Source organism: Spirillospora albida (assembly GCF_000718255.1).
Classification (GTDB): domain Bacteria; phylum Actinomycetota; class Actinomycetes; order Streptosporangiales; family Streptosporangiaceae; genus Spirillospora; species Spirillospora albida.
On the sequence record NZ_JOFJ01000018.1, the window covers coordinates 114,292 to 133,555 of the forward strand.

General features: G+C 72.0%; 16 protein-coding genes. 6 read left to right on the plus strand and 10 right to left on the minus strand.

The features are described 5' to 3' along the window. Positions 1-30: 30 nt before the first annotated feature. The gene (locus IE99_RS0122490) at positions 31-957 is read left to right on the plus strand and encodes an LLM class flavin-dependent oxidoreductase (protein ID WP_030174303.1); all 927 of its coding nucleotides are present in this window, start codon (positions 31-33) and stop codon (positions 955-957) included. Here the strand turns inward: IE99_RS0122490 and IE99_RS30620 are convergent. Both IE99_RS30620 and IE99_RS30625 read right to left on the minus strand, forming a co-directional pair. Further along, positions 926-3,316, minus strand: a complete 2,391-nt coding sequence (locus tag IE99_RS30620; protein ID WP_051713027.1) for a putative bifunctional diguanylate cyclase/phosphodiesterase — start codon at positions 3,314-3,316, stop codon at positions 926-928. The two genes, IE99_RS0122490 and IE99_RS30620, sit on opposite strands and share 32 nt — an antisense overlap. Before the next feature lie 71 nt (positions 3,317-3,387). Then, complete coding sequence (locus IE99_RS30625) at positions 3,388-6,090, minus strand: putative bifunctional diguanylate cyclase/phosphodiesterase (RefSeq protein ID WP_051713029.1); 2,703 nt, start codon at positions 6,088-6,090, stop codon at positions 3,388-3,390. 137 nt (positions 6,091-6,227) lie between these two features. Between IE99_RS30625 and IE99_RS0122505 the strand changes: the two genes are divergently transcribed. Next, a complete protein-coding gene (locus IE99_RS0122505; protein ID WP_030174312.1) occupies positions 6,228-6,425 on the plus strand; it encodes a hypothetical protein in 198 nt (65 codons plus the stop codon). A gap of 7 nt (positions 6,426-6,432) precedes the next feature. Here IE99_RS0122505 and IE99_RS30630 read toward each other — a convergent pair whose 3' ends face one another. From IE99_RS30630 to IE99_RS0122520, 3 genes are all read right to left on the minus strand, one after another. After that, the gene (locus IE99_RS30630; protein WP_051713031.1) at positions 6,433-9,132 is read right to left on the minus strand and encodes an EAL domain-containing protein; all 2,700 of its coding nucleotides are present in this window, start codon (positions 9,130-9,132) and stop codon (positions 6,433-6,435) included. 65 nt (positions 9,133-9,197) lie between these two features. Beyond that, positions 9,198-9,767, minus strand: coding sequence for a TetR/AcrR family transcriptional regulator (locus tag IE99_RS0122515; protein WP_169744470.1), 570 nt, complete (start codon positions 9,765-9,767; stop codon positions 9,198-9,200). Between the two features lie 88 nt (positions 9,768-9,855). Beyond that, a complete protein-coding gene (locus IE99_RS0122520; RefSeq protein WP_030174323.1) occupies positions 9,856-10,293 on the minus strand; it encodes a hypothetical protein in 438 nt (145 codons plus the stop codon). A 197-nt stretch (positions 10,294-10,490) separates the two neighbouring features. On the opposite strand from IE99_RS0122520, the gene IE99_RS30635 reads away from it, so the two are divergent. Further along, a complete protein-coding gene (locus IE99_RS30635) occupies positions 10,491-10,841 on the plus strand; it encodes a PadR family transcriptional regulator (protein ID WP_051713032.1) in 351 nt (116 codons plus the stop codon). After that, entirely contained in the window at positions 10,838-11,506 is a 669-nt protein-coding gene (locus tag IE99_RS30640) for a hypothetical protein (protein WP_157610443.1), read from the plus strand. The genes IE99_RS30635 and IE99_RS30640 overlap by 4 nt, the downstream gene beginning before the upstream one ends. Positions 11,507-11,564: 58 nt before the next feature. On the opposite strand, the gene IE99_RS0122535 is transcribed toward IE99_RS30640, so the two are convergent. Beyond that, entirely contained in the window at positions 11,565-11,771 is a 207-nt protein-coding gene (locus IE99_RS0122535; RefSeq protein ID WP_030174330.1) for a DUF397 domain-containing protein, read from the minus strand. Then, entirely contained in the window at positions 11,768-12,604 is an 837-nt protein-coding gene (locus IE99_RS0122540) for a helix-turn-helix domain-containing protein (protein ID WP_030174332.1), read from the minus strand. The genes IE99_RS0122535 and IE99_RS0122540 overlap by 4 nt, the downstream gene beginning before the upstream one ends. Positions 12,605-12,798: 194 nt before the next feature. Between IE99_RS0122540 and IE99_RS0122545 the strand changes: the two genes are divergently transcribed. Then, positions 12,799-12,981: a hypothetical protein gene (locus IE99_RS0122545; protein ID WP_030174334.1), complete on the plus strand. Its 183-nt coding sequence runs from the start codon at positions 12,799-12,801 to the stop codon at positions 12,979-12,981. Positions 12,982-13,054: 73 nt separating this feature from the next. Here the strand turns inward: IE99_RS0122545 and IE99_RS0122550 are convergent, their stop codons facing one another. Beyond that, positions 13,055-13,564, minus strand: a complete 510-nt coding sequence (locus IE99_RS0122550; protein WP_037559927.1) for a DUF4240 domain-containing protein — start codon at positions 13,562-13,564, stop codon at positions 13,055-13,057. 81 nt (positions 13,565-13,645) lie between these two features. Beyond that, positions 13,646-15,121: an MFS transporter gene (locus IE99_RS0122555; RefSeq protein WP_030174341.1), complete on the minus strand. Its 1,476-nt coding sequence runs from the start codon at positions 15,119-15,121 to the stop codon at positions 13,646-13,648. Between the two features lie 187 nt (positions 15,122-15,308). Between IE99_RS0122555 and IE99_RS0122560 the strand changes: the two genes are divergently transcribed. After that, positions 15,309-16,208, plus strand: coding sequence for an RNA polymerase sigma-70 factor (locus IE99_RS0122560; protein WP_030174349.1), 900 nt, complete (start codon positions 15,309-15,311; stop codon positions 16,206-16,208). A gap of 37 nt (positions 16,209-16,245) precedes the next feature. Here IE99_RS0122560 and IE99_RS29640 read toward each other — a convergent pair whose 3' ends face one another. Next, positions 16,246-19,182 carry an ATP-binding protein gene (locus IE99_RS29640; protein ID WP_037559928.1) on the minus strand — a complete coding sequence of 979 codons (2,937 nt, stop codon included), beginning with the start codon at positions 19,180-19,182 and terminating at the stop codon, positions 16,246-16,248. Positions 19,183-19,264 lie beyond the last annotated feature (82 nt).

Consider the following 19,264-nt stretch of genomic DNA (forward strand, 5'->3'; position numbering starts at 1 on the left):
GGAACGAACTAACTTTCTGGAGGGTGGAACATGAGCCTTGCCGACGTCGTCTTCGGATTCGGGGCGCACACCGGGCTCGGCGAGATACCCGAACTGCTGCGCATGGCCCGACAGGCCGACCGGGAGGGGCTCGACCTCTTCTCGCTGTCGGACCACCCCTACATCGGCGGACGCGTCGACGCCTACGCCGCCCTCGGGTTCGTCCTCGGCGGCACCGAGCGCCTCGCCGGCCTCGCCAACGTCACGAACCTGCCGACGCGGCCCGCCGCGATGCTGGCCCGCACCGTCACCTCACTGTCGGCCCTGTCCGGCGGACGCGTCGTCCTCGGCATGGGGGCGGGCGGCCTGTGGGACCGGATCGCCGACATGGGGGTGCCGCCGCTGGCGCCGGGCGCCGCCGTCGAGGCGTTCGAGGAGGCCATCACGCTGGTGAGGCTGCTGTCGGGCGGGGGAGAGCCGGTCACGTTCGAGGGGCGGTACTACCGCGTCGAGGCGATCGAGCCCGCGCCGGTCCCCGCTCCGCCCGTCTGGACCGGCTCGGTCGGCCCGCGCTCCCTGCGCGCCACCGGCCGGGTCGCCGACGGCTGGATCCCCGGGCACGCGGCGGACTGGCTGAGCGAGCGGTACCGGACGTCCCGTCCCCTCATCGACGCGGCGGCGGAGTCGGCGGGACGCGACCCGCGCGACGTCCGCACCGTCTACAACCTGCCCGGACGCATCACCGACCGCCCCCTGCCCGCGACCCGCGATCGTGACGGCCGCTGGATCGGCGGCTCCGTGGCGCAGTGGGCGGAGGAGCTGACCTCGGCGGTCGTGGAGCACGGCGCGTCGGGGTTCATCCTGTTCCCGCCCGGCCACGCCGCGCACGACGACGTCTCCCTGGGCCGCTGGGCCGCCGAGATCGCGCCGGCCGTCCGTGAGGGCGTTAGGCGGTGCGGGGTTGGTGTTGGAGGGTGATGAGGGTGTCGATGTCTTGGGGTGGGAGGGGTTTGGCGAAGTGGTAACCCTGGGCGAGGCGGTAGCCCATTTGGTAGAGGCGGTGGGCTTGGGGGGCGGTTTCGACGCCTTCGGCGACGGTGGTGAGGTTGAGGGCGTGGGCGATTTGGGCGATGGAGGTGGCGATGGCGGCTTGGAGGGCGAGGCCGTCGTCGAAGACGGCGGTTTCGGTGATTTCGATGAGTAGGTGGTGGGGGTGGAGGCCGGTTTGGGTGAGGGTGTCGGCGACGGTTTGGGCGAATGAGGGTTCGCGGAGTTGGCGGGCGGAGACGTTGACGGCGAGGTGGCCGGGTGCGGCGGTGCCGTGGGTGTGTTGCCAGTGGACCATCTGGTGGCACGCTTCCCGCAGGACCCAGGCGCCGATTTGGACGATGGTGCCGTTGCGTTCGGCGAGGGGGATGAATTCGGCGGGTGAGATGAGTCCTCGTTCGGGGTGGGTCCAGCGGATGAGGGTTTCCACGCCGTACAGGTCGCCGTCGGGGAGTGTGACGACGGGTTGGTAGACCAGGAACAGTTCACCGCGGGTGAAGCCGTGTTGGAGGTCGGCGCCGAGGCGGGCGCGTTCGTCGGCGCGGGCGTCCATGTCGGGGTTATACGGCCGGTGGCCGCCCTTGCCGTTCTCTTTCACGGTGTACATGGCGACGTCGGCGCGGCGCAGGAGCTCGGTGGCGTCGGCGCTGCCCGATGCTTGGGCCAGGCCGATGCTGGCGTGGACGAGGAGGTCGTGGCCGTGGGCGTTGACGATGCCGGTGAGGGCGGTGGAGATGCGGTCGAGGATGGTGTGGATCTGGTCGGTGGAGAGGTCGTGGAGGAGGATGGCGAATTCGTCGCCGCCCAGGCGGGCGACCATGTCGCCGGGGCGTACGCAGTTGCGCAGGCGGCCTGCGATGGCGATGAGGAGGGCGTCGCCGACGGCGTGGCCGAGGCGGTCGTTGATGGTTTTGAAGTCGTCCAGGTCGATCAGGGCCAGGGCGACCCGGTGGCCGCCGGGGCCGGCCAGGGCGTGCTGGGTGTGCTCGACCAGCAGCGCCCGGTTCGCCAGCTCGGTCAGCGCGTCATGGCCCGCCTGGTGCGCCAGTTCCTCCTGCACACGATGAATCTCGGTGATGTCGCGGATGTTGCTGACGATGCCGTTCACGGCGGGATCGGCGTAGGAGTTGGTGGCGTACAGCTCGGTCAGCCGCCATGATCCGTCGCCGTGCCGCATGCGGACCTGGCAGGTGTACGTGCCGCCGGGGTCGGCCAGCAGCCGTGCGGAATGGTCCGCCATGATCGGGATGTCGTCGGGGTGGACGGCCTCCATGAAGTGGCGGCCGATCCAGTCCTCGGGCTTCTCGCCAAGGACACGTTCGATGCCGGGACTGATGTAGAGGATCTTGCCGCCCTCGCCGACGATCGTCGTGACGTCGGAGGAGTAGCGCTGCAGCGCGCGGAAGCGGCGCTCGTAGCGGGCCAGCTCGCCCATGCTCGCGTCCAGGCGGTCCAGCAGGCTCCCGATGAGGCTGTAGGACCGGCGGCGGGGCCGCTCGCGTACCGGTGCGGAGGCCGACCGGCGCTGGCGGTCGGCGCCCAGCAGGATGAAGAGCACCACCACGGGCATCGAGAGCTGGGGGTTGGCGAGATACGGCCGGGTCTCCATGAAGGGGACGAGGAGGCCGCCGGTGGCGGGGGCGAAGAAGGCCGCGCCCGCGAGCAGGCCCAGGGCGCGGTGGTCCAGCGGCCCGATGCCGGTGAGGGCGACCTTGGCGACGGCAACGGCGGTGATGGAGCTCAGCCCGATCACCACGAGCATGCCGCCCTTGGCCTCGATGATCGCCGCGCCCTGCCGGTTGAGGTCGTACCAGACGAACAGGCTGGCGCCGAGGAAGGTGATGCCCGCGTCCAGCCCGAGCGCCAGCCACTCCTTCCGCGTCCGCGGGCCGATCGGGATCATCAGCAGCGCCCACGTGACCATCAGAAGGCAGCCCAGGTAGACGCTCATGGCGAGGGCGCCGATGTGCGGTCCGGGGACGCCCCGCCCGGGGAGCGAGTCGGCCGCGTCCAGGACGATGCCCGCGGTGGCGACCCCCACCGCCAGGCCGATCCGCCACCAGAACAGCCGCGTCGCGCCGGTCATCTCCCGGCGGCTCCGCAGGCAGGCGTACGTGCCGATCATCGAGGCCAGGACGGCCGGCGCCCACGCGAGGACGGGGGTCGCGGTGTCGTGCACCGGCCCGAGGAGCAGCGGCAGGCTGACGGCGGTGAGCATGACGACCAGCAGGATCGGCGTGCGGCCGCTCGAGGCGGTCTCCGCCCGCGCGGTGGCTTTCGCCTCGGCCATCGTCGAAATCCGCTTCGTCGGAGAGAACATCGTGTGTTGGACCATCGGCGTCCGGGACACCGACCTGAGAGTCAGGCGATGCGTGGTTCGCACTGGCGGAGGATGAGCGCGTCGATCTCCTCGGGCGGGAGGGGCTTGGCGAAGTGGTAGCCCTGCGCGAGGCGGTAGCCCATCTGGTAGAGGCGGTGGGCCTGGGCGGCGGTCTCGACGCCCTCCGCGACGGTGTGCAGGTCGAGTGCCTGCGCGATCTGGGCGATGGAGGTGGCGATGGCGGCCTGCCCGACGGTGCCGGTGACCTCGTCGACGAACAGCTTGTCGACTTTCAGGACGTCGACGGGGCAGGTGCGCAGCAGGCCGAGGGAGGAGTGGCCGGTGCCGAAGTCGTCCAGGGCGATCTTCACTCCGAGGGCCTGCACCGCCCTGACGGTCTCGACCGCGAGGCCGCCGTCGAACACGGCGGTCTCGGTGATCTCCATGAGGAGCTCGGCGGGGTCGAGACCCGTCTCGGCGAGGGCGTCGGCCACCGTCTGGGCGAACGACGGCTCGCGCAGCTGCCGGGCCGACACGTTCACCGCGAGGTGGCGCGGGGCCGCCGCGCCGTGAGCCTCCTGCCAGCGGACCATCTGCCGGCACGCCTCCCGCAGCACCCACGCCCCGATCTGGACGATGGTGCCGTTGCGTTCGGCGACCGGGACGAACTCCACCGGTGACACCAGGCCGCGTTCGGGGTGCCGCCATCGGATGAGGGTCTCGACACCGTAGAGGCCCCCGTCGGGGAGCGTCACGACGGGCTGGTAGGCGAGGAACAGTTCGCCGCGCGCGAACCCGTGCTGGAGGTCGGCGCCGAGGCGGGCGCGCTCGTCGGCGCGGGCGTCCATGTCCGCGGTGTAGCGCAGGTGGCCCCGCTTGCCGCCCTCCTTCACCATGTACATGGCGACGTCGGCGCGGCGGAGGAGCTCGGTGGCGTCGGTGCCGTCGGACGCCTCGACCAGGCCGATGCTGGCGTGCACGAGCAGGTCGTGCCCGAGCGCGTTGACGATGCCGCTGAGGGCGGTGGAGATCCGGTCCAGGACGCCGTCGATCTCGTCGGAGCCGATGTCGCGGAGCAGGACGGCGAACTCGTCGCCGCCCAGCCGCGCGACCGTGTCGCCCGGCCGCACGCAGTTGCGCAGCCGGCCCGCGATCGCGACCAGCAGGGCGTCGCCGACGGTGTGGCCGAGCCGGTCGTTGATGGCCTTGAAGTCGTCCAGATCGATCATGGCGAGCGCGACGCCGCGTCCGCGGCTGTCCACGACCGCCGCCTCGGCGCGCTCGACGAGCAGCGCCCGGTTCGCGAGCTGCGTCAGCGCGTCGTGGCCCGCCTGGTGGGCGAGCTCCTCCTGGACGCGGCGGATCTCAGTGATGTCGCGGACGTTGCTGACGATGCCGTCCACGGCGGGGTCGCCGATGGAGTTGGTGGCGTGCAGCTCCGTCCACCGCCACGACCCGTCGGCGTGCCGCATGCGGACCTGGCAGACGTAGGTCCCGCCGGGGTCGGCCAGCAGTTTCCCGATGTGGTCGTTCATGATCTGGCCGTCGCCGGGGTGGATCGCTTCCAGGAAGTTCCGGCCGACCCACTCCTCGGCCGTCCTGCCCGTGACCTGCACGACGTTCGGGCTGACGTAGGTGAGCGTCCCGTCGGCGGCGACGATCGCCGTGACGTCGGACGAGTAGCGCAGCAGCGCCCGGAACCGGCGCTCGTAGCGCGAGCGGTCGAGCAGCAGGCTGGAGACCTCGCGGAACGCGACGACCTGCCGCACCACGATCAGCGCCGCCATCAGCATCACCCCGATGGCGATGGCCGGCTCGCCGGGATTGCCCGTCGCCCGCGCGACGATCACCAGGAGGTTGGCGGCACCGAACATGATGTAGGGCAGTCGGCTGTAGGACCGGCGTCGGCGCTCCGGCGCCGGGTCCGCGGCGGCCCTGAGCTGGCGGTCGGCGCCCAAAGCGACGAGGAGGGCCACCAGCGGGACCGCGAGCTGAGGGCCGGCGAGATGCGGCCGGGTCTCGGCGAGGGGGGTGATGAGGCTGCCGATGGCCGCGCCGAGGAAGGCCGCGGCTCCGAGCCAGCCCAGGGCGCGGCGGTCCAGCGGCCCGGTGCCGGTGAGCGCGATCTTGACGGCGGCCACGGCGACGATGCCGCCCATCGAGATCACCGAGAGCGCGGCGAGCCGGGTGTCGGTGGCGGAGACCAGCCCCCCGCCCTGCCTGCCGAGGTGGTATCCGAGGAACAGCGTGCCGCCGAGGACGGTGATGCCCGCGTCCAGCGCGAGCGTCACCCATTCGCGCCGCGACCGGCTGCCGGCCGGGATCATCAGCAGCGCCCAGACCACCATCAGGAGGCAGCACACGTAGACGGCCATGGCGAGGGGACCGATCTCGGCCCGGGGAGCGCCCGGCCCGAGGAGCGTGTCGCACGCGTCCGCGAACACGCCGACGGCGGCCATGCCCAGCAGCAGGCCGATCCGCCGCCAGAACAGACGCGTCGGCCCGGTCATGTCCCGGGCGCTCCGCAGGCAGCCGCAGGCGGCGATCGCGGGGGACAGGACCGCCGGCGCCCACGCGACGGCGGGCACGCCCGTGCCGTCGATCGTCCAGAGGAACCAGAGGGCGCCGGCGACGGCGAGCAGGCCGAGCGGCAGGAGCGGCGCGTGCCCGGAGCGGCGCCGGTGCGCGGCCGGCGGCCGGTCGGGCGTCGTCGTGGCCGTCTCGTCGGAGGTCGCTGGAAACATGGTGCTCTCCCATCGGCGGCGGGACCGCGAACCTGAGGGGCCCGCCGAGGTGGGAGACCTCACGCCGATCGGGGCATGTTCGGCGGCTCCGGGACGCTGATATCTGGAGACGGAACCGACCACCCCGGGGAGACCGAATGCCGATCAAGCGCCCGTCGTTCCTGCCGTCCCGGGAGGCTCTCGAGCAGCAGGCACTGGACCGCTCCACCAGCAAGACCCGGCCCGGTTCCCAGTTCGATCACCCGACGGCGAAGTACCTGTTCATCGTCGCCTTCGCCGTGACCGTCGCGGCGCACGTGGTCGGCGGCGTGCTGTTCGCCCTGATCAAGTTCTGAGCCCGGGTCAGACCGGCCGGTGCGCGGCCTCGCGGAGGATGAGGGCGTCGATCTCCTCCGGCGACAGGGGCTTGGCGAAGTAGTAGCCCTGCGCCAGGCGGTAGCCCATCTGGTAGAGGCGGCGCGACTGCGCGGCGGTCTCCACGCCCTCCGCGACCGTCGTGAGGTCGAGCGCCTGCGCGATCTGGGCGATGGAGGTGGCGATGGCGGCCTGCCCGACGGTGCCGGTGACCTCGTCGACGAACAGCTTGTCGACCTTCAGGACGTCGACGGGGCAGGTGCGCAGCAGGCCGAGGGAGGAGTGGCCGGTGCCGAAGTCGTCCAGCGCGATCTTCACTCCGAGGGCCTGCACCGCCCTGACGGTCTCGACCGCCAGGCCGCCGTCGAACACCGCGGTCTCGGTGATCTCCACGAGCAGGTCGGCCGGCTCCATGCCCGTCTCGGCCAGGACGTCCGCGACCGTGTCCACGAGCGACGGGTCGCGCAGCTGCCGGGCCGACACGTTCACCGCGAGGTGGCGCGGGGCCGCCGCGCCGTGCGCCTCGCGCCAGCGGACCATCTGCCGGCACGCCTCCCGCAGCACCCACGCCCCGATCTGGACGATCGTGCCGTTGCGTTCGGCGACCGGGACGAACTCCACCGGTGACACCAGCCCCCGCTCGGGGTGCCGCCACCGGATGAGGGTCTCCACGCCGTAGAGGCCGCCGTCCGGGAGCGTCACCACCGGCTGGTAGACCAGGAAAAGCTCACCGCGTGCGAAGCCGCGCTGCAGGTCCGCGCCGAGGCGGGCGCGCTCGTCGGCGCGGGCGTCCATGGTCGCGGCGTAGCGCCGGTACCCGCTCTTGCCGCCCTCCTTCACCGCGTACATCGCGACGTCCGCGCGGCGCATCAGCTCGGTGGCGTCGGTGCCGCCGGACGCCTCGGCCAGCCCGATGCTGGCGTGCACGAGCAGGTCGTGCCCGAGCGCGTTGACGATGCCGCTCAGCGCGCACGAGATCCGGTCCAGGACGCCGTCGATCTCGTCGGCGGAGACGTCCCACAGCAGGACGGCGAACTCGTCGCCGCCCAGCCGCGCGACCGTGTCGCCCGGCCGCACGCAGTTGCGCAGCCGGCCCGCGATCGCCACGAGCAGCGCGTCGCCGACCGCGTGGCCCAGCCGGTCGTTGATCGCCTTGAAGTCGTCCAGATCGATCAGGGCGACCGCGATGCCGTCCCCGCCGGTTCCGGCGAGGGCGCTCTCGATGCGCTCCACGAGCAGCGCCCGGTTCGCCAGGTGCGTCAGCGCGTCGTGCCCCGCCTGGTGGACCAGCTCCTCCTGGACACGGACGATGTCGGTGATGTCACGAAGGTTGCTGACGATCCCGCCGACGCTGGAGTCGCCGTAAGAGTTGGTGGAATGGACCTCCATGCACCGGTACGTCCCGTCCGTTCGGGCCATGCGGACCTGGAAGGTGTAGGTGCCGCCCGGGTCCTTCAGCATCATCGCGACGTTGTCGTTCATGATCTGGACGTCGTCCGGGTGGAGGCGGTTCATGTAGTGCGTGCCGACCCACTCCTCGGCCGGGCCGCCCAGCACGCGCTCGATGTTCGGGCTGACGTACGTGATCCTCGCGTCCGGGCCGACGATCGTCGTGATGTCGGACGAGTAGCGCTGGAGCGCGCGGAACCGGCGCTCGTAGCGCCCCAGCTCCGCCATGCTCGCGTCCAGGCGGGCCAGCAGGCTGCCGATGTCGCAGAACGCGATGATCTGCCGCATCACGACCAGGCCCGTCAGCAGGATCACCCCGATGGTGACGGCCCGGTGCGGGCCCTCCCCGGACCACTCCGAGATCACCAGCAGCACATGGACGCCGCCGACCGCGATGTAGGGCAGCCAGCTGTACGCGTGGCGGCGGCGGCGCCGGCCGGCCGGCGCCGCAGCCATCTGGCGCCGCAGCCCCACGGCGACGAGCAGGCACGCCACCGGCAGCGCGAGATGGGTGGACGCGAGGTGCGGACGGCCGTCGATGACGGGGGCGAGGACGCCGCCGGTGATGGAGGCGAGCAGGACGCCGATGCCCAGCGCCCAGAGGGCGCCGCGGTCCATCGGCCCGGCGCCGGTGAGCGCGAGCTTGATGGTGATCAAGACGACGGCCCAGCTCAGCGCGACGACGGAGGCCGAGGAGCCCACCGCCCCCGTCGTCTCGGCCATCTGCGCGCCCTTGAGGCTGAGGTAGTACCAGACGTACAGGCCGGCGCCCACGATGAAGATCCCCGCGTCCAGCCCGAGCGTGAGCCACTCGTTCCGCGACCGCCGCGGAACGGGGATCATCAGCAGCGCCCCGACGAGCAGCAGGATGCAGACGATGTAGACGCCCATGGTGAGCGGGCCGATGTAGGCGCGGGGAGCGCCCGGACCGAACAGGGTGTCGCCGGCGTCGGAGACGACGCCGAGGGCGACCAGGCCCAGCACCAGGCCGATGCGCCGCCAGAAGAGCCGGACGGGCCGGCTCAGCCCCGGCGCGCGGGCGCATTGCAGGCAGCCGTGCGAGACGAGGAGCGTGCACACGACGGGCGGGATCCACGCCACGAACGGCATGGACGTGCCGTCGACCGTCCAGAGGAACCACAGCGCGCTGAAGGCGGTGAGCAGCGCGATCGGCAGGATGGGCGCGCGCAGGGCAGGACCGGTCGCCGGCCCGGTGGCCTCACCCAGATCCTTCGCCATGGCCGCCCTTCCAGAGGCATCGCGAACCCATCGGCCGCCGCCAGGCGATCCTGAGGTTCCCGGCGCTACGGCCGGACGGATCCGTCGATGAGCAGCCGGAGGGCGCCGCGGACGATGTCCTCGCGGTCCCTGCCGTCCGGGGTGTCGGAGAGCTTCCCGCAGGAGGCCGTGACGGTGCGCAGGACCATCCAGGCCCGCAGCTGGTCCTGGAGGCGGGTGGAGCGTCCGGCGAGCGCGTCCAGTAGGTGCTCGCGCTGGCCGTGGGTGGGGATGAACGGTGCGGTGCCGACGGCGTCCGCCAGCTCCGTGAGCAGCAGCGCGACCTCCCGCCGGTAGCGCAGGGCGAGGTCGACGAACCCGGTGACGGCCGCCTCGGCGACCCGGTCGTCGGGCAGGTCGGCGAGCCGCTCGGCCAGCGCGTTGCCCGCCTCGATCGCCGGGTCCAGCGCCTCGGCGAGGAGCCCGCCCTTGGAGCCGAAGTGGAACAGCAGGGTCTGCTTCGCGCAGCCCGCCTCGACGGCGATGTCCTGCAGCGAGGTGTTCCGGTAGCCGCGCTCGGCGAACAGGCGCAGCGCCTCCTCCAGGAGGCGGTCGCGCAGCGCGTCGCCGATGCGGGTCATCTCGTCGTCCGTCACGGCGCCCCATTCGGCACCCGCCCGCCCCGGCTGAGCGAAAGCCCCCCGGTGCCCGGAGATCATCCGCCGGCCGGCACCCCGGCGACCGTCACTGTGACGCCTGGCGGCGCTGTTCCCACAGGGCGGCGACGGCGTTGAGTTCGTGCTGGAAGCGGTCGAGGCCCGCGAAGGCGCGCTCGTCCAGGAACACCAGGATCCTGCGGCGGCGCTGCGGGCCGATGGAGACGGTCACCACGTAGCGCGAACCGACCTGTATGCCGTAGGCCGTATTGACGACCTTCCGGTCGGTCAGCTCGAACTCGTGGACGTCCGACCACAAGTGGTGGCGGCGGACGAGAAAGCCCTGACGCGTGATCCCGTCCTCGGCCACGACCGTCCCCACGCGCAGGATCCGGACGACCACGAGGGCGATGACCGCCAGCCACGCGACCGTGACCATGGTCGCCGTCGATTCGGCCAGCCCGATGCCGAGGGGGAGCCCGTAGGCCAGCACACCGTTCACGGACGCCGCCATGAGCGTGTACAAGGTCAGGCTCTTCGGAATCCGGTACCTCCTCGGTAGCTCCATCGATGCGGACCCCGCCTTCTTCTCCCAGGTGTCCCCCGCGTCGCCATCGGTCCGATACTCCAACGGCTACGGCGATCCGCAAAGGGGGCGTTGTTCGGCGTCCGAGAGCCGGGCACGGGCTTGCTTATAGGAAGCTATCTTCCTATTCTTGGTCCATGCCACGACGCAAACCGGGGGCCCTGGTCCCCCTGGAGACCGAGATCCTCGAGGCGGCGCTGTCGATGCAGCGGTCGGGGCAGGCCGCCTTCCACGGGTTCGGTCTCGCCCAGACCATGCGGGAGCAGAGTTCCTCCCGCTCGCTGACCAGCCACGGAACCCTCTACAAGGCCCTGGGCCGGCTGGAGGAGTTCGGCCTGCTCACCTCCCACTGGGAGGATGCCGCGGCGGTCGAGGGGCGGCCCCGCCGCCGCCTGTACGAACTCACCGGCGAGGGCGTCCGAGTGGCCGCCGCCGCGGCCCGTCCGGTTCCGGGACGCCTCCCGCGCGCCGCAGGGGAGCCCGCATGACACCCGAACGCATGGCCTGGCTGGTGACCCGGTGGGTGCGGTTCTACACGCGGGATCTGCCCGCGCCGATCGCCGAGCGCCGCGTCGACGAGATCGCCGCCGATCTGCACGACCACATCGCCCACGAACGCGACCGGGGGACCGGGGAGCGGCGCATCGCCCTCGCTCTCGCGTCCCGCATGGTCCGCGGCCTGGCCGCCGACGCCACGTGGCGCGGACGGCACGCCGGGGCGGCCGCCGGCCGCACCGCACCACCGGAGGTGGCAATGAGGAACAAGGTCGCGTACCGGCTCGCCGTCGGTGCCACGATCATGGCGATGCTCTTCCTCGTCTGGCTGATGGGCGCCGTCGGCGTCATCGGCGTCGAGGGCGACCGCGCCGACCTGATGTACTTCGGGGTGATCGCCCTCGGCTTCGTCGGCGCCGCCATCGCGCGGTTCCGCCCGCGCGGAATGGTGTTCGTCCTGCTCGCGATGGCCGCGGGACAGGCGCTGGTCGCCGTGGCGGCGCTCCTCGCCGGGAAGCACCGCTCGCCGGTCACGTCCGTCTACGAGCTTCTCGGGCTGAACGGGATGTTCATCGTGCTCTTCGCCGGCGCGGCCTGGCTCTTCCACCGCGCCACCCCCGACCGCCCCCGCCGCGAGGCAACGAAACCGGGTTCGTGAGCCGAGCTCAGACGATGGACGAACCCGCCGCCTGTTCGCTTCTTGGGAGCCCGGAAGCTCAGAGGTCGTGGTCGCTTGCGCGGATGTCGCGAGTGAGCGCGCCGAACACGGCCCGTCCGAGGATGAGCATGGGGCCGTCCGGGTCCTTGGAGTCGCGCACCGCCACGGTCGAGGCGATCCCCGCCACCTCGACACAGTCACCCCCTTGACCGGTGCTGTGGCTGCTCTTGCGCCACCGGGCGATCGTCAGGTCCGGGATGCTCATTTGTAGTCCTCCTGGATCTTCCTGATCAACGCGAGAGACTCGTCCTTGGGAAGGGCCTCCCCCATTACCAGGTCGAAGCGTACTCGGAATTCCGCGACCGTTGCCAGGTCCTCGATCACCTGGCTGATTTCAGGACCCTCGTGATAGGCGATGTCCCCACCGCCGGGAAGCGTCAGGACGGTGAATGAGCCGTCGAGTCCCGCATAGGTCACCGAAGTAAAGGGCAGCACCCGAATCTCGGTGCGCGGATCGGTGGTGGCGATCTCTTGCAGCAGCTCGAGCTGCTCTTTCATGACGGCCGGTCCGCCCACAGCCCGTCGTAGGGCGGCCTCATCGAGCACGAACCACTTTCGTGGATTCTTGTTCTGGGTGAGATGTTTCTGTCGCGCCATCCGTGCGGCCACGTATCCGTCCAGGGCGTCCAGAGATTGTGCGGTGGTCAGAGTCCCACGTGCGTAAGCCGGTGTTTGAAGCAATCCGGGCACCACCTGGGGGTCGAACTTCCGGATGCCGTCGGCTTCGGCTTCCAGCCCTGCGTACCTCGAGAATCCGGGAGGTGTGGCGAGGTGCTTGCCTTCGCGCTTGATCTCGCGCCACATCGTCCAGAAGATTTGGGCAGGGCCGGTCTCGAAGAAGACGTCGAGGTCGTTCGCGGTCGCTTCCGACGGCGGTTTTTGTGCCGTCTCCAGTTTCTCTATCCAACCGGGTCTGCAGCCGAGTGCCTCGGCGAGCCGCGGGCGGGACAGGCCGGACGCCTCGCGGTGGGCGCGCAGGACCGCGCCGAAGTTCCGGAGCAGCGGGTCGCGGGTGTAGGTGCCGTCCTCCAGAGCCATCGGGGGGCGTCCCTTCGGTCTTGGGGGGGCCGTCTGGAATGTGACGGGCTCATGGCTGAGCGTAGCCACTCGCTGGGAAGGTGGTCCGGTGCTTCCCGAACACGCGATGGGCGGGGCTCGAGATGACCACATGGAGGTGATGGCGTCATGCGTGCTACATCGAATGGGAACGGCTGGCCGCCCAGGCATACGACATGCTCGATCCAGACGCCCAGGCGGCGATCGCCAGAGCGGTGGTACGGCTCGCCCGCCAAGGCATCCCCGACGACGCGGTGCCCGGTGACGACGGCCGATGGACCCTACGGGCAGGTGGCCACATCATCGTCTTCACCGAAAGCGATCTGGACCTCTACCTCATCGTGATCGAGCGCGACTGAGCCGGTTTCGGTATGAGCATGGCGCCGCCTCCTGGACGACGTCCGTCCCCGCGTCGAAGCACCGCCAGGTCAGTTAGCGCCAGCCGTGGGGGTTGGAGAAGGACTCGCGGGAGATGCGCGAGCCGGTGTCGGGGAAGTCTCCGAACCGCTCGCTGTGCAGGTGGGCGAAGAGATAGGGCATCCGCTCGCACCAGGCGTCCGGTACCGCCATCCGAGGGTCGCGGGTGACGGCGGTGTAGAAGTCGCGGCCCAGCGCGACGATGAAGCCGCGCGCGTAGAGGAAGCCGTCGTCGGAACCGCCCGTCACCTGGTGGACGTCGGCGCGGTCGATGTCGTGGAGCAGGCGTTCCACCGTCCGGTCGAGTGCGGTCAGTTCCTCGGGCGGCAGGTCACGGGCGGTGGTGGACAGGTTCGCCAGGAAGCCCTCGAGGGCGCCTTCGACGGTGGCCAGCTGCTCGGCGTACAGGTCTTCCTCCGGCGTCGGCGCGCGGTGCGCCAGGGCGTGGCGCGCCTGGTTCGTCTCCGGGCCCAGAGGCTCCCATGCCTTCTCCACCAGCGCCCACAGGTGCTCGACCTCATCCATACGGTGACCTCCTTGTTCGATGCGGGCCACCTAACCAGCCGGCACCGACATCGCGCGGCGGCCGGCTGGTCGGGTGAGGCGTCAGGGGTGGACGGGCAGGGGGTCGGGGGTCGCGGCGGGGGAGGGGGCGGCCTCGCGGTCGGGACGCGGGGTGTTCATCAGGACGGCGACGAGCAGCGCGCCGGTCAGGAGGATCCCCGCGCCCCAGGCGCTCGCCGTCGCGAAGCCCTCGACCATGGCGGCGGCCGGGCTCGCGGGGTGCGCGGCCAGGTGGTCGGCGGCGGCGGTGGTGGCGATGGTGTTGAGCAGCGCGGTGCCGAGCGAGCCGCCGATCTGCTGCGCGGTGTTGACGGTGGCCGAGGCCACGCCCGAGTCGTCGGTGCCGACGCCGTGGGTGGCGTAGTCGAGCGCCGTCGGCATGATCAGGCCGGCGCCGAGGCCGAGCAGGAGCTGCGTGACGAGGACGCCGCGGGCGTAGCCGGTGCCGGTGTCCAGGGTGAGCATCCACAGCAGGCCGGACGCGCCGAGCAGCATGCCCGGGACGATCAGCATCCGCGGCGGGACCCTGGGCAGCAGCCGCGCGGCGAGCCCGCCGGCCGACACCAGGACCGCCATGACCATCGGGAGGAAGGCCACACCCGTCCTGACCGGCGAGTACCCCTGGACGACCTGCATGTAGTAGGTCATGAAGAGGAACGCCCCGAACATGCCGATGACCGCCAGGCCGATGGCGAGGTAGGCGCCGCCGCGGGTGCGGTCGGCGATCACGTGCGGCGGCAGCAGCGGCTGCGGTGCCCGGCGCTCGACGGCGGCGAACGCGGCGAGCAGCGCCGCGCCGGCGGCCAGCAGGCCCGCGACCCGCGCCGAGCCCCAGCCGTCGGACTCGGCGCGGCCGGTGGCGTACACGATGGCGACGAGCCCGCCGGTCACCAGCAGCACGCCGGGGATGTCGAAGCGGGCCCTGGCCGAGCGGCGCGATTCGGTGAGCACCGCGTACCCGCCGGCCGCCGCGATCAGGGCGATCGGGACGTTGATGTACAGGCACCAGCGCCAGTCCAGGTACTCGGTCAGCGCCCCGCCGGCCAGCAGCCCGACCGCGCCGCCCGCGGCGGAGACGGCGCCCCAGATCCCGAACGCCTTGGCCCGGTCGCGCGGCTCGGTGAACGTCACCGTCAGCAGTGCCAGCGCGGACGGCCCGAGCAGCGCGCCGAACGCGCCCTGCAGCGCGCGGGCGAGCAGCAGCATCTCGGTGTTCGCCGCCGCGCCGCCGAGCGCGGACGCGGCGGCGAAGCCGAGCAGCGCGACCAGGAACGTCCGCCGGCGGCCGGCGTGGTCGGCGATCCGGCCGCCGAGCAGCAGCAGGCCGCCGAACGCCAGCATGTACGCCGTGATGATCCACTGCCGGTCGCCGTCGGAGATCCCCAGATCCCGCTGGACGGACGGCAGCGCGATGCTGACGACGGTGCCGTCCAGAACGATCATCAGCTGGGCCAGTGCGATGCAGAGCAGTGTGGCCCGGCGGCGCGGCGAGCCCGCCGGGGCCTTGGTGGTCGCCATGGCGTCGTCCTCCCTCGTGGAGTCGGGTGCCGCGCGGATCGTCCGCGCGGCGTCTGACGAACACGAGATGCCGGCGGCCCGGCCCGTGTGACGGCGTCGTCGTGTGACCTGCGCCACCGGCCGCGGGTGTCACAAAGCGGCGGGGACCGGCGTCTCGTGGACGAGGGCGAAGGGAAGGGAGCCGGTCATGAGCGAGGACGTCGAACGCGCGGACGCCGCCACCGAGGCGTTCGTGGCCCACCGCAACCTGCTGTTCACGGTCGCCTACGAGATGCTCGGCTCGGCCGCCGACGCCGAGGACGTGCTGCAGGAGACGTGGCTGCGGTGGGCGGGCGTCGATCTCGCCGCGGTCCGGGACCGGCGCGCGTACCTGGTGCGGATCGTCACCCGGCAGGCGCTGACCCGGCTGCGGACGCTCGGCCGGCGCAGGGAGTCCTACGTCGGCCCCTGGCTGCCGGAGCCGCTGCTGACCGCGCCCGATGTGGCCGAGGACGTCGAGCTGGCCGACAGCCTCTCGATGGCGATGCTGCTGGTGCTGGAGACGCTCGCGCCGACCGAGCGGGCGGTGTTCGTGCTGCGCGAGGTGTTCGAGGTGTCCTATGACGAGGTCGCCGAAGCGGTCGGGAAGAGCCCGGCCGCGGTCCGCCAGATCGCCCACCGGGCGCGGGCGCACGTCGCGGCGCGCCGGCCGCGCGACGCCGTCTCCCCGGCCGACACGCGGGCCGCGCTCAGGGCGTTCCAGCACGCGGTGGAGACCGGCGACCTGCGGGACCTGCTCGACATCCTCGCGCCGGACGTCGTCCTGCTGAGCGACGGCGGCGGGCTCAAGCGGTCCGTGCCGCGGCCCATCGTGGGGGCCGGCAAGGTGGCCCGCCTGCTGACCGCCGGGCTGAGCGGGTTCGACGCGGAGGTCTCGACCGAGCCGGTCCAGGTCAACGGCCACCCCGGCCTGCTCCTGCGGCTGGACGGGGAGCTCGACGGTGTCGTGGCGATGCGGATCGAGGACGGCCTGATCACCGGGTTCTACGTCGTCCGCAATCCCGAGAAGCTGTCGCGGGTGCGGCGGGAGACCGCGGTGAGCCGCTGACGCCCGGTCGCGGGCCGGCGCACCGCCGGACGTCCGGTCAGGGGGAGTGCGGGGGGTCGGTGGGGAGGCAGACGGTGAAGACCGTACCGCCCTCTTCGCGGGGGGCGGCGGTGATGGTGCCGCCGTGGGCGGTGACGATCGCCTTGGTGATGGCGAGGCCGAGGCCGGTGCCGCCGATGCCGGCGGCGCGGGCGCTGGTGGCGCGGAAGAACCGGGAGAACAGGTGCTCGTACTCATCGGCAGGGATGCCGATGCCGGTGTCGGCGACGCTGACGGTCACGCGGGGGCCCGCGTCGTCGCGGTCCTCGCCGGACGGGCCGGTGCTGACGGTGACGGTGCCGCCCTCGGGCGTGTACTTGATGGCGTTGGACAGGAGGTTGTCGAGGACCTGGCGCAGCCGCAGCGGGTCCGCGTAGACGCGCACGTAGGGGGCCAGTTCGGTGACGAGGTCGAGGTTCTTGGCCGCCGCGGCGGCCCGCTGGTCGTCGACGGTCTGCTGGATCAGCCGGGTCAGCCACACGGTGCGCCGGTCGATGGTCATCCGGCCGGTCTCCAGCCGGGTCAGGTCGAGCAGATCGTCGACCAGGTGCTGCAGGTGGCCGCTCTTGCGGTCGATGACCTCGATGAAGGCGCAGTACTCGGCGGGCAGGTCGGACGCCTCGCGGAGCATCTCGGCGTAGCCGCGGATGACGCCGATGGGGTTGCGCAGCTCGTGGCTGACCATCGCCATCAGCTCGTCCTTGAGCCGGTCCAGCCGCTGCAGGCGGCGCACCTGCCGCTGCTCGTCGGCCAGCAGGATCTCGCGTTTCTCGGCGAGGTCATGGCGTTCGGTGATGTCGCTGGAGATGGTGTCCATGAACAGGTGGTTGCCTTCGCGGCGCGGTGCGGCCCGGGTCCAGATCCAGCGGGTGACGCCGTCGAGCCCGATGACGCGGAACTCGGCCTGGGCGGGCTCACCGGCCAGCATCGCGGCCTGGAGTCCCATGAGGATCTCCCGGTCGTCGGGGTGGATGTGGCGGGCCACGAGGGCGTCCATGTCGGCGCCGTCGGGGATCCGCCGGCCGAGGAGCCCGGTGGTGCTCGGGCTGGCGTAGACGGCCTGGAAATGGCCGTCCGGTGTGATCTCCCATGTCGAGACGTAGTCGTCGATCTGGGCGACGACCTGGTCGAAGTGGCGGCGTGTGGCCCGCAGGGAGTGGGCCAGTTCCTCGGCGCGGTGCCGCTGCATGTAGCGGCCCACGTAGGCGCCGATGGCCTCCAGGGTGCCGACCAGGTCCACCTGCGGTTCGACGGGGGTGTCGGCGAAGAAGAGCAGCACGCCCAGGAGGCGCCGCCCGTCGGACACCGGCATGCCGATCGCGGCGCGCAGGCCCGCCCGGCGGGCCTCCCGGTCACGGACCAGCACCTCCGGGTCGGCCGAGAGGTCGGCCACCCACACGTGGTCGCCGGAGTCCCATACCGCGCCGGGCAGGCCCTGGCCGCGCGCGAAGTCGAGCGGCTCCGGGCCGGTGAAGGCGGACAGGTCGCGGTCGGGCGCGCTCCACGAGCCGGCGCGGACGATGCGGTCGTCCTCCTCGTCGAGCCGCCAGAACTCCCCGCAGGGCCACTCCAGCGCTCCGCACACCGCGGCGATCACCCTCCTGACGGCGGTGAGCGGATCGCCGCCCTCGGCGAGCGCGCCGACCGCGGCGTGGTGGGCCGCCCGCAGCGCCTCGAGGCGGTGCGCCTCGGTGATGTCGTGCCCGACGCACATCGCGCCCAGGCGGCGGCCGCCGGGCGTCTCGACGGGACCGCCGTTGACCGAGAACCGGTAGGCGGGCCGGCCCGGGGCGTGCACCACCATCTCCATGCCGTCGAAGTGCTCCCCGGCCAGCGCCCGCGCCAGCGGCGTCTCGTGGGGGGCCAGCAGGCGGCGCCCGTCCGCGGCGAACAGCCCGTAGGCGGCAGGCCACTGGGAGAGGCCCACCTTTTTCGGATCGGTCCCCAGTACCTGGCGCAGCGGTTCGTTGAACCGCATCACCTCGCCGGTGTTGTCGCAGGCGACCACGCCGGCGTTCAGGTTGTCGAGCAGCGCTGCCAGGAAGGTGCGCTCCTCCTCCAGTTCGTTCTGGGTCGTCTGCCGGTCACCGAGGTCGTGGACGAGCACCGGCCACACGGTCCCGCCGTCCCGCCGCTGGGAGGGCCTCGCGATGAGTTCGGCCGGGAACCGCGCCCCCGAGCGATCGGCGCAGGTCAGATCATGCCGCTGGACGGTGTCATCGCCCTGCCGCAGCAGGGCGATGACGCGCACGCACTCCCGCCGTCCGTCCGGCGGGCCGATCAGCTCCTCCACCGGCCGGTGCAGGGCCTCGCCGGCCGTCCAGCCGAACCGCCGCTCCGCCGCGGCGTTCCACGCGATGACGGCCCCGGTGTCGTCGAGCCCGAGGAAGGGTTCGGGGACGTCGTCGAGCATCTCCTCCAGGGCGGCCTGCGCCGCGCGTGCCAGCCGCAGCGCGATCTCCGCCTCCACCACCGCCGCCAGGTCCGCCAGAACCCCGAGCAGGTCCGCGTCCCATGACCGGGCCGCGTCGTTGATCACGCACAGCGTGCCGAGGACGTGGCCCGCGGGCGCGCGCAGCGGCATCCCGGCATAGGCGCCCATCTCGCCGCGGCGGGCGTCGTCGATACGGCTCCAGCGCTCGTCGGCGCGCACGTCCGGCACGATCAGCGGCACGCCGGTGACGACGACGTGCAGGCACATCGACTGCGACAGGGGGCTCTCCCGGGACGCCTCGACCGCCGCCGAGCCCGCCGCGGCGACCACCACCTGCCGGTCGGCGTCGATCATCGACACCATCGCGCCGGGCGTCTCCAGCCAGCGCATCGCCAGGCCGGTCACCCGGTCCAGCAGCGGCACCGGCTCCGGCGTCAGCAGTCCCGTGGCGTGCAGCGTCCGCACCCGGCCGGCGTCCTCGACCTGATCGCCTGCGTCCATGATTCACTCCCCTGCGCTGCATACCCACTGAACGGCCGCTCACCGGGCACCGACGTAAGGGGTATGACTCTGCTATACCTAT

What these genes read in the sequence shown, in the direction of transcription:
- IE99_RS0122490 (WP_030174303.1), top strand. Translation starts at nt 31, where the DNA reads ATGAGCCTTGCCGACGTCGTCTTCGGATTCGGGGCGCACACCGGGCTC.
- IE99_RS30620 (WP_051713027.1), bottom strand. Translation starts at nt 3,316, where the DNA reads ATGGCCGAGGCGAAAGCCACCGCGCGGGCGGAGACCGCCTCGAGCGGC.
- IE99_RS30625 (WP_051713029.1), bottom strand. Translation starts at nt 6,090, where the DNA reads ATGTTTCCAGCGACCTCCGACGAGACGGCCACGACGACGCCCGACCGG.
- IE99_RS0122505 (WP_030174312.1), top strand. Translation starts at nt 6,228, where the DNA reads ATGCCGATCAAGCGCCCGTCGTTCCTGCCGTCCCGGGAGGCTCTCGAG.
- IE99_RS30630 (WP_051713031.1), bottom strand. Translation starts at nt 9,132, where the DNA reads ATGGCGAAGGATCTGGGTGAGGCCACCGGGCCGGCGACCGGTCCTGCC.
- IE99_RS30635 (WP_051713032.1), top strand. Translation starts at nt 10,491, where the DNA reads ATGCCACGACGCAAACCGGGGGCCCTGGTCCCCCTGGAGACCGAGATC.
- IE99_RS30640 (WP_157610443.1), top strand. Translation starts at nt 10,838, where the DNA reads ATGACACCCGAACGCATGGCCTGGCTGGTGACCCGGTGGGTGCGGTTC.
- IE99_RS0122535 (WP_030174330.1), bottom strand. Translation starts at nt 11,771, where the DNA reads ATGAGCATCCCGGACCTGACGATCGCCCGGTGGCGCAAGAGCAGCCAC.
- IE99_RS0122540 (WP_030174332.1), bottom strand. Translation starts at nt 12,604, where the DNA reads ATGGCTCTGGAGGACGGCACCTACACCCGCGACCCGCTGCTCCGGAAC.
- IE99_RS0122545 (WP_030174334.1), top strand. Translation starts at nt 12,799, where the DNA reads ATGCTCGATCCAGACGCCCAGGCGGCGATCGCCAGAGCGGTGGTACGG.
- IE99_RS0122550 (WP_037559927.1), bottom strand. Translation starts at nt 13,564, where the DNA reads ATGGATGAGGTCGAGCACCTGTGGGCGCTGGTGGAGAAGGCATGGGAG.
- IE99_RS0122555 (WP_030174341.1), bottom strand. Translation starts at nt 15,121, where the DNA reads ATGGCGACCACCAAGGCCCCGGCGGGCTCGCCGCGCCGCCGGGCCACA.
- IE99_RS0122560 (WP_030174349.1), top strand. Translation starts at nt 15,309, where the DNA reads ATGAGCGAGGACGTCGAACGCGCGGACGCCGCCACCGAGGCGTTCGTG.
- IE99_RS29640 (WP_037559928.1), bottom strand. Translation starts at nt 19,182, where the DNA reads ATGGACGCAGGCGATCAGGTCGAGGACGCCGGCCGGGTGCGGACGCTG.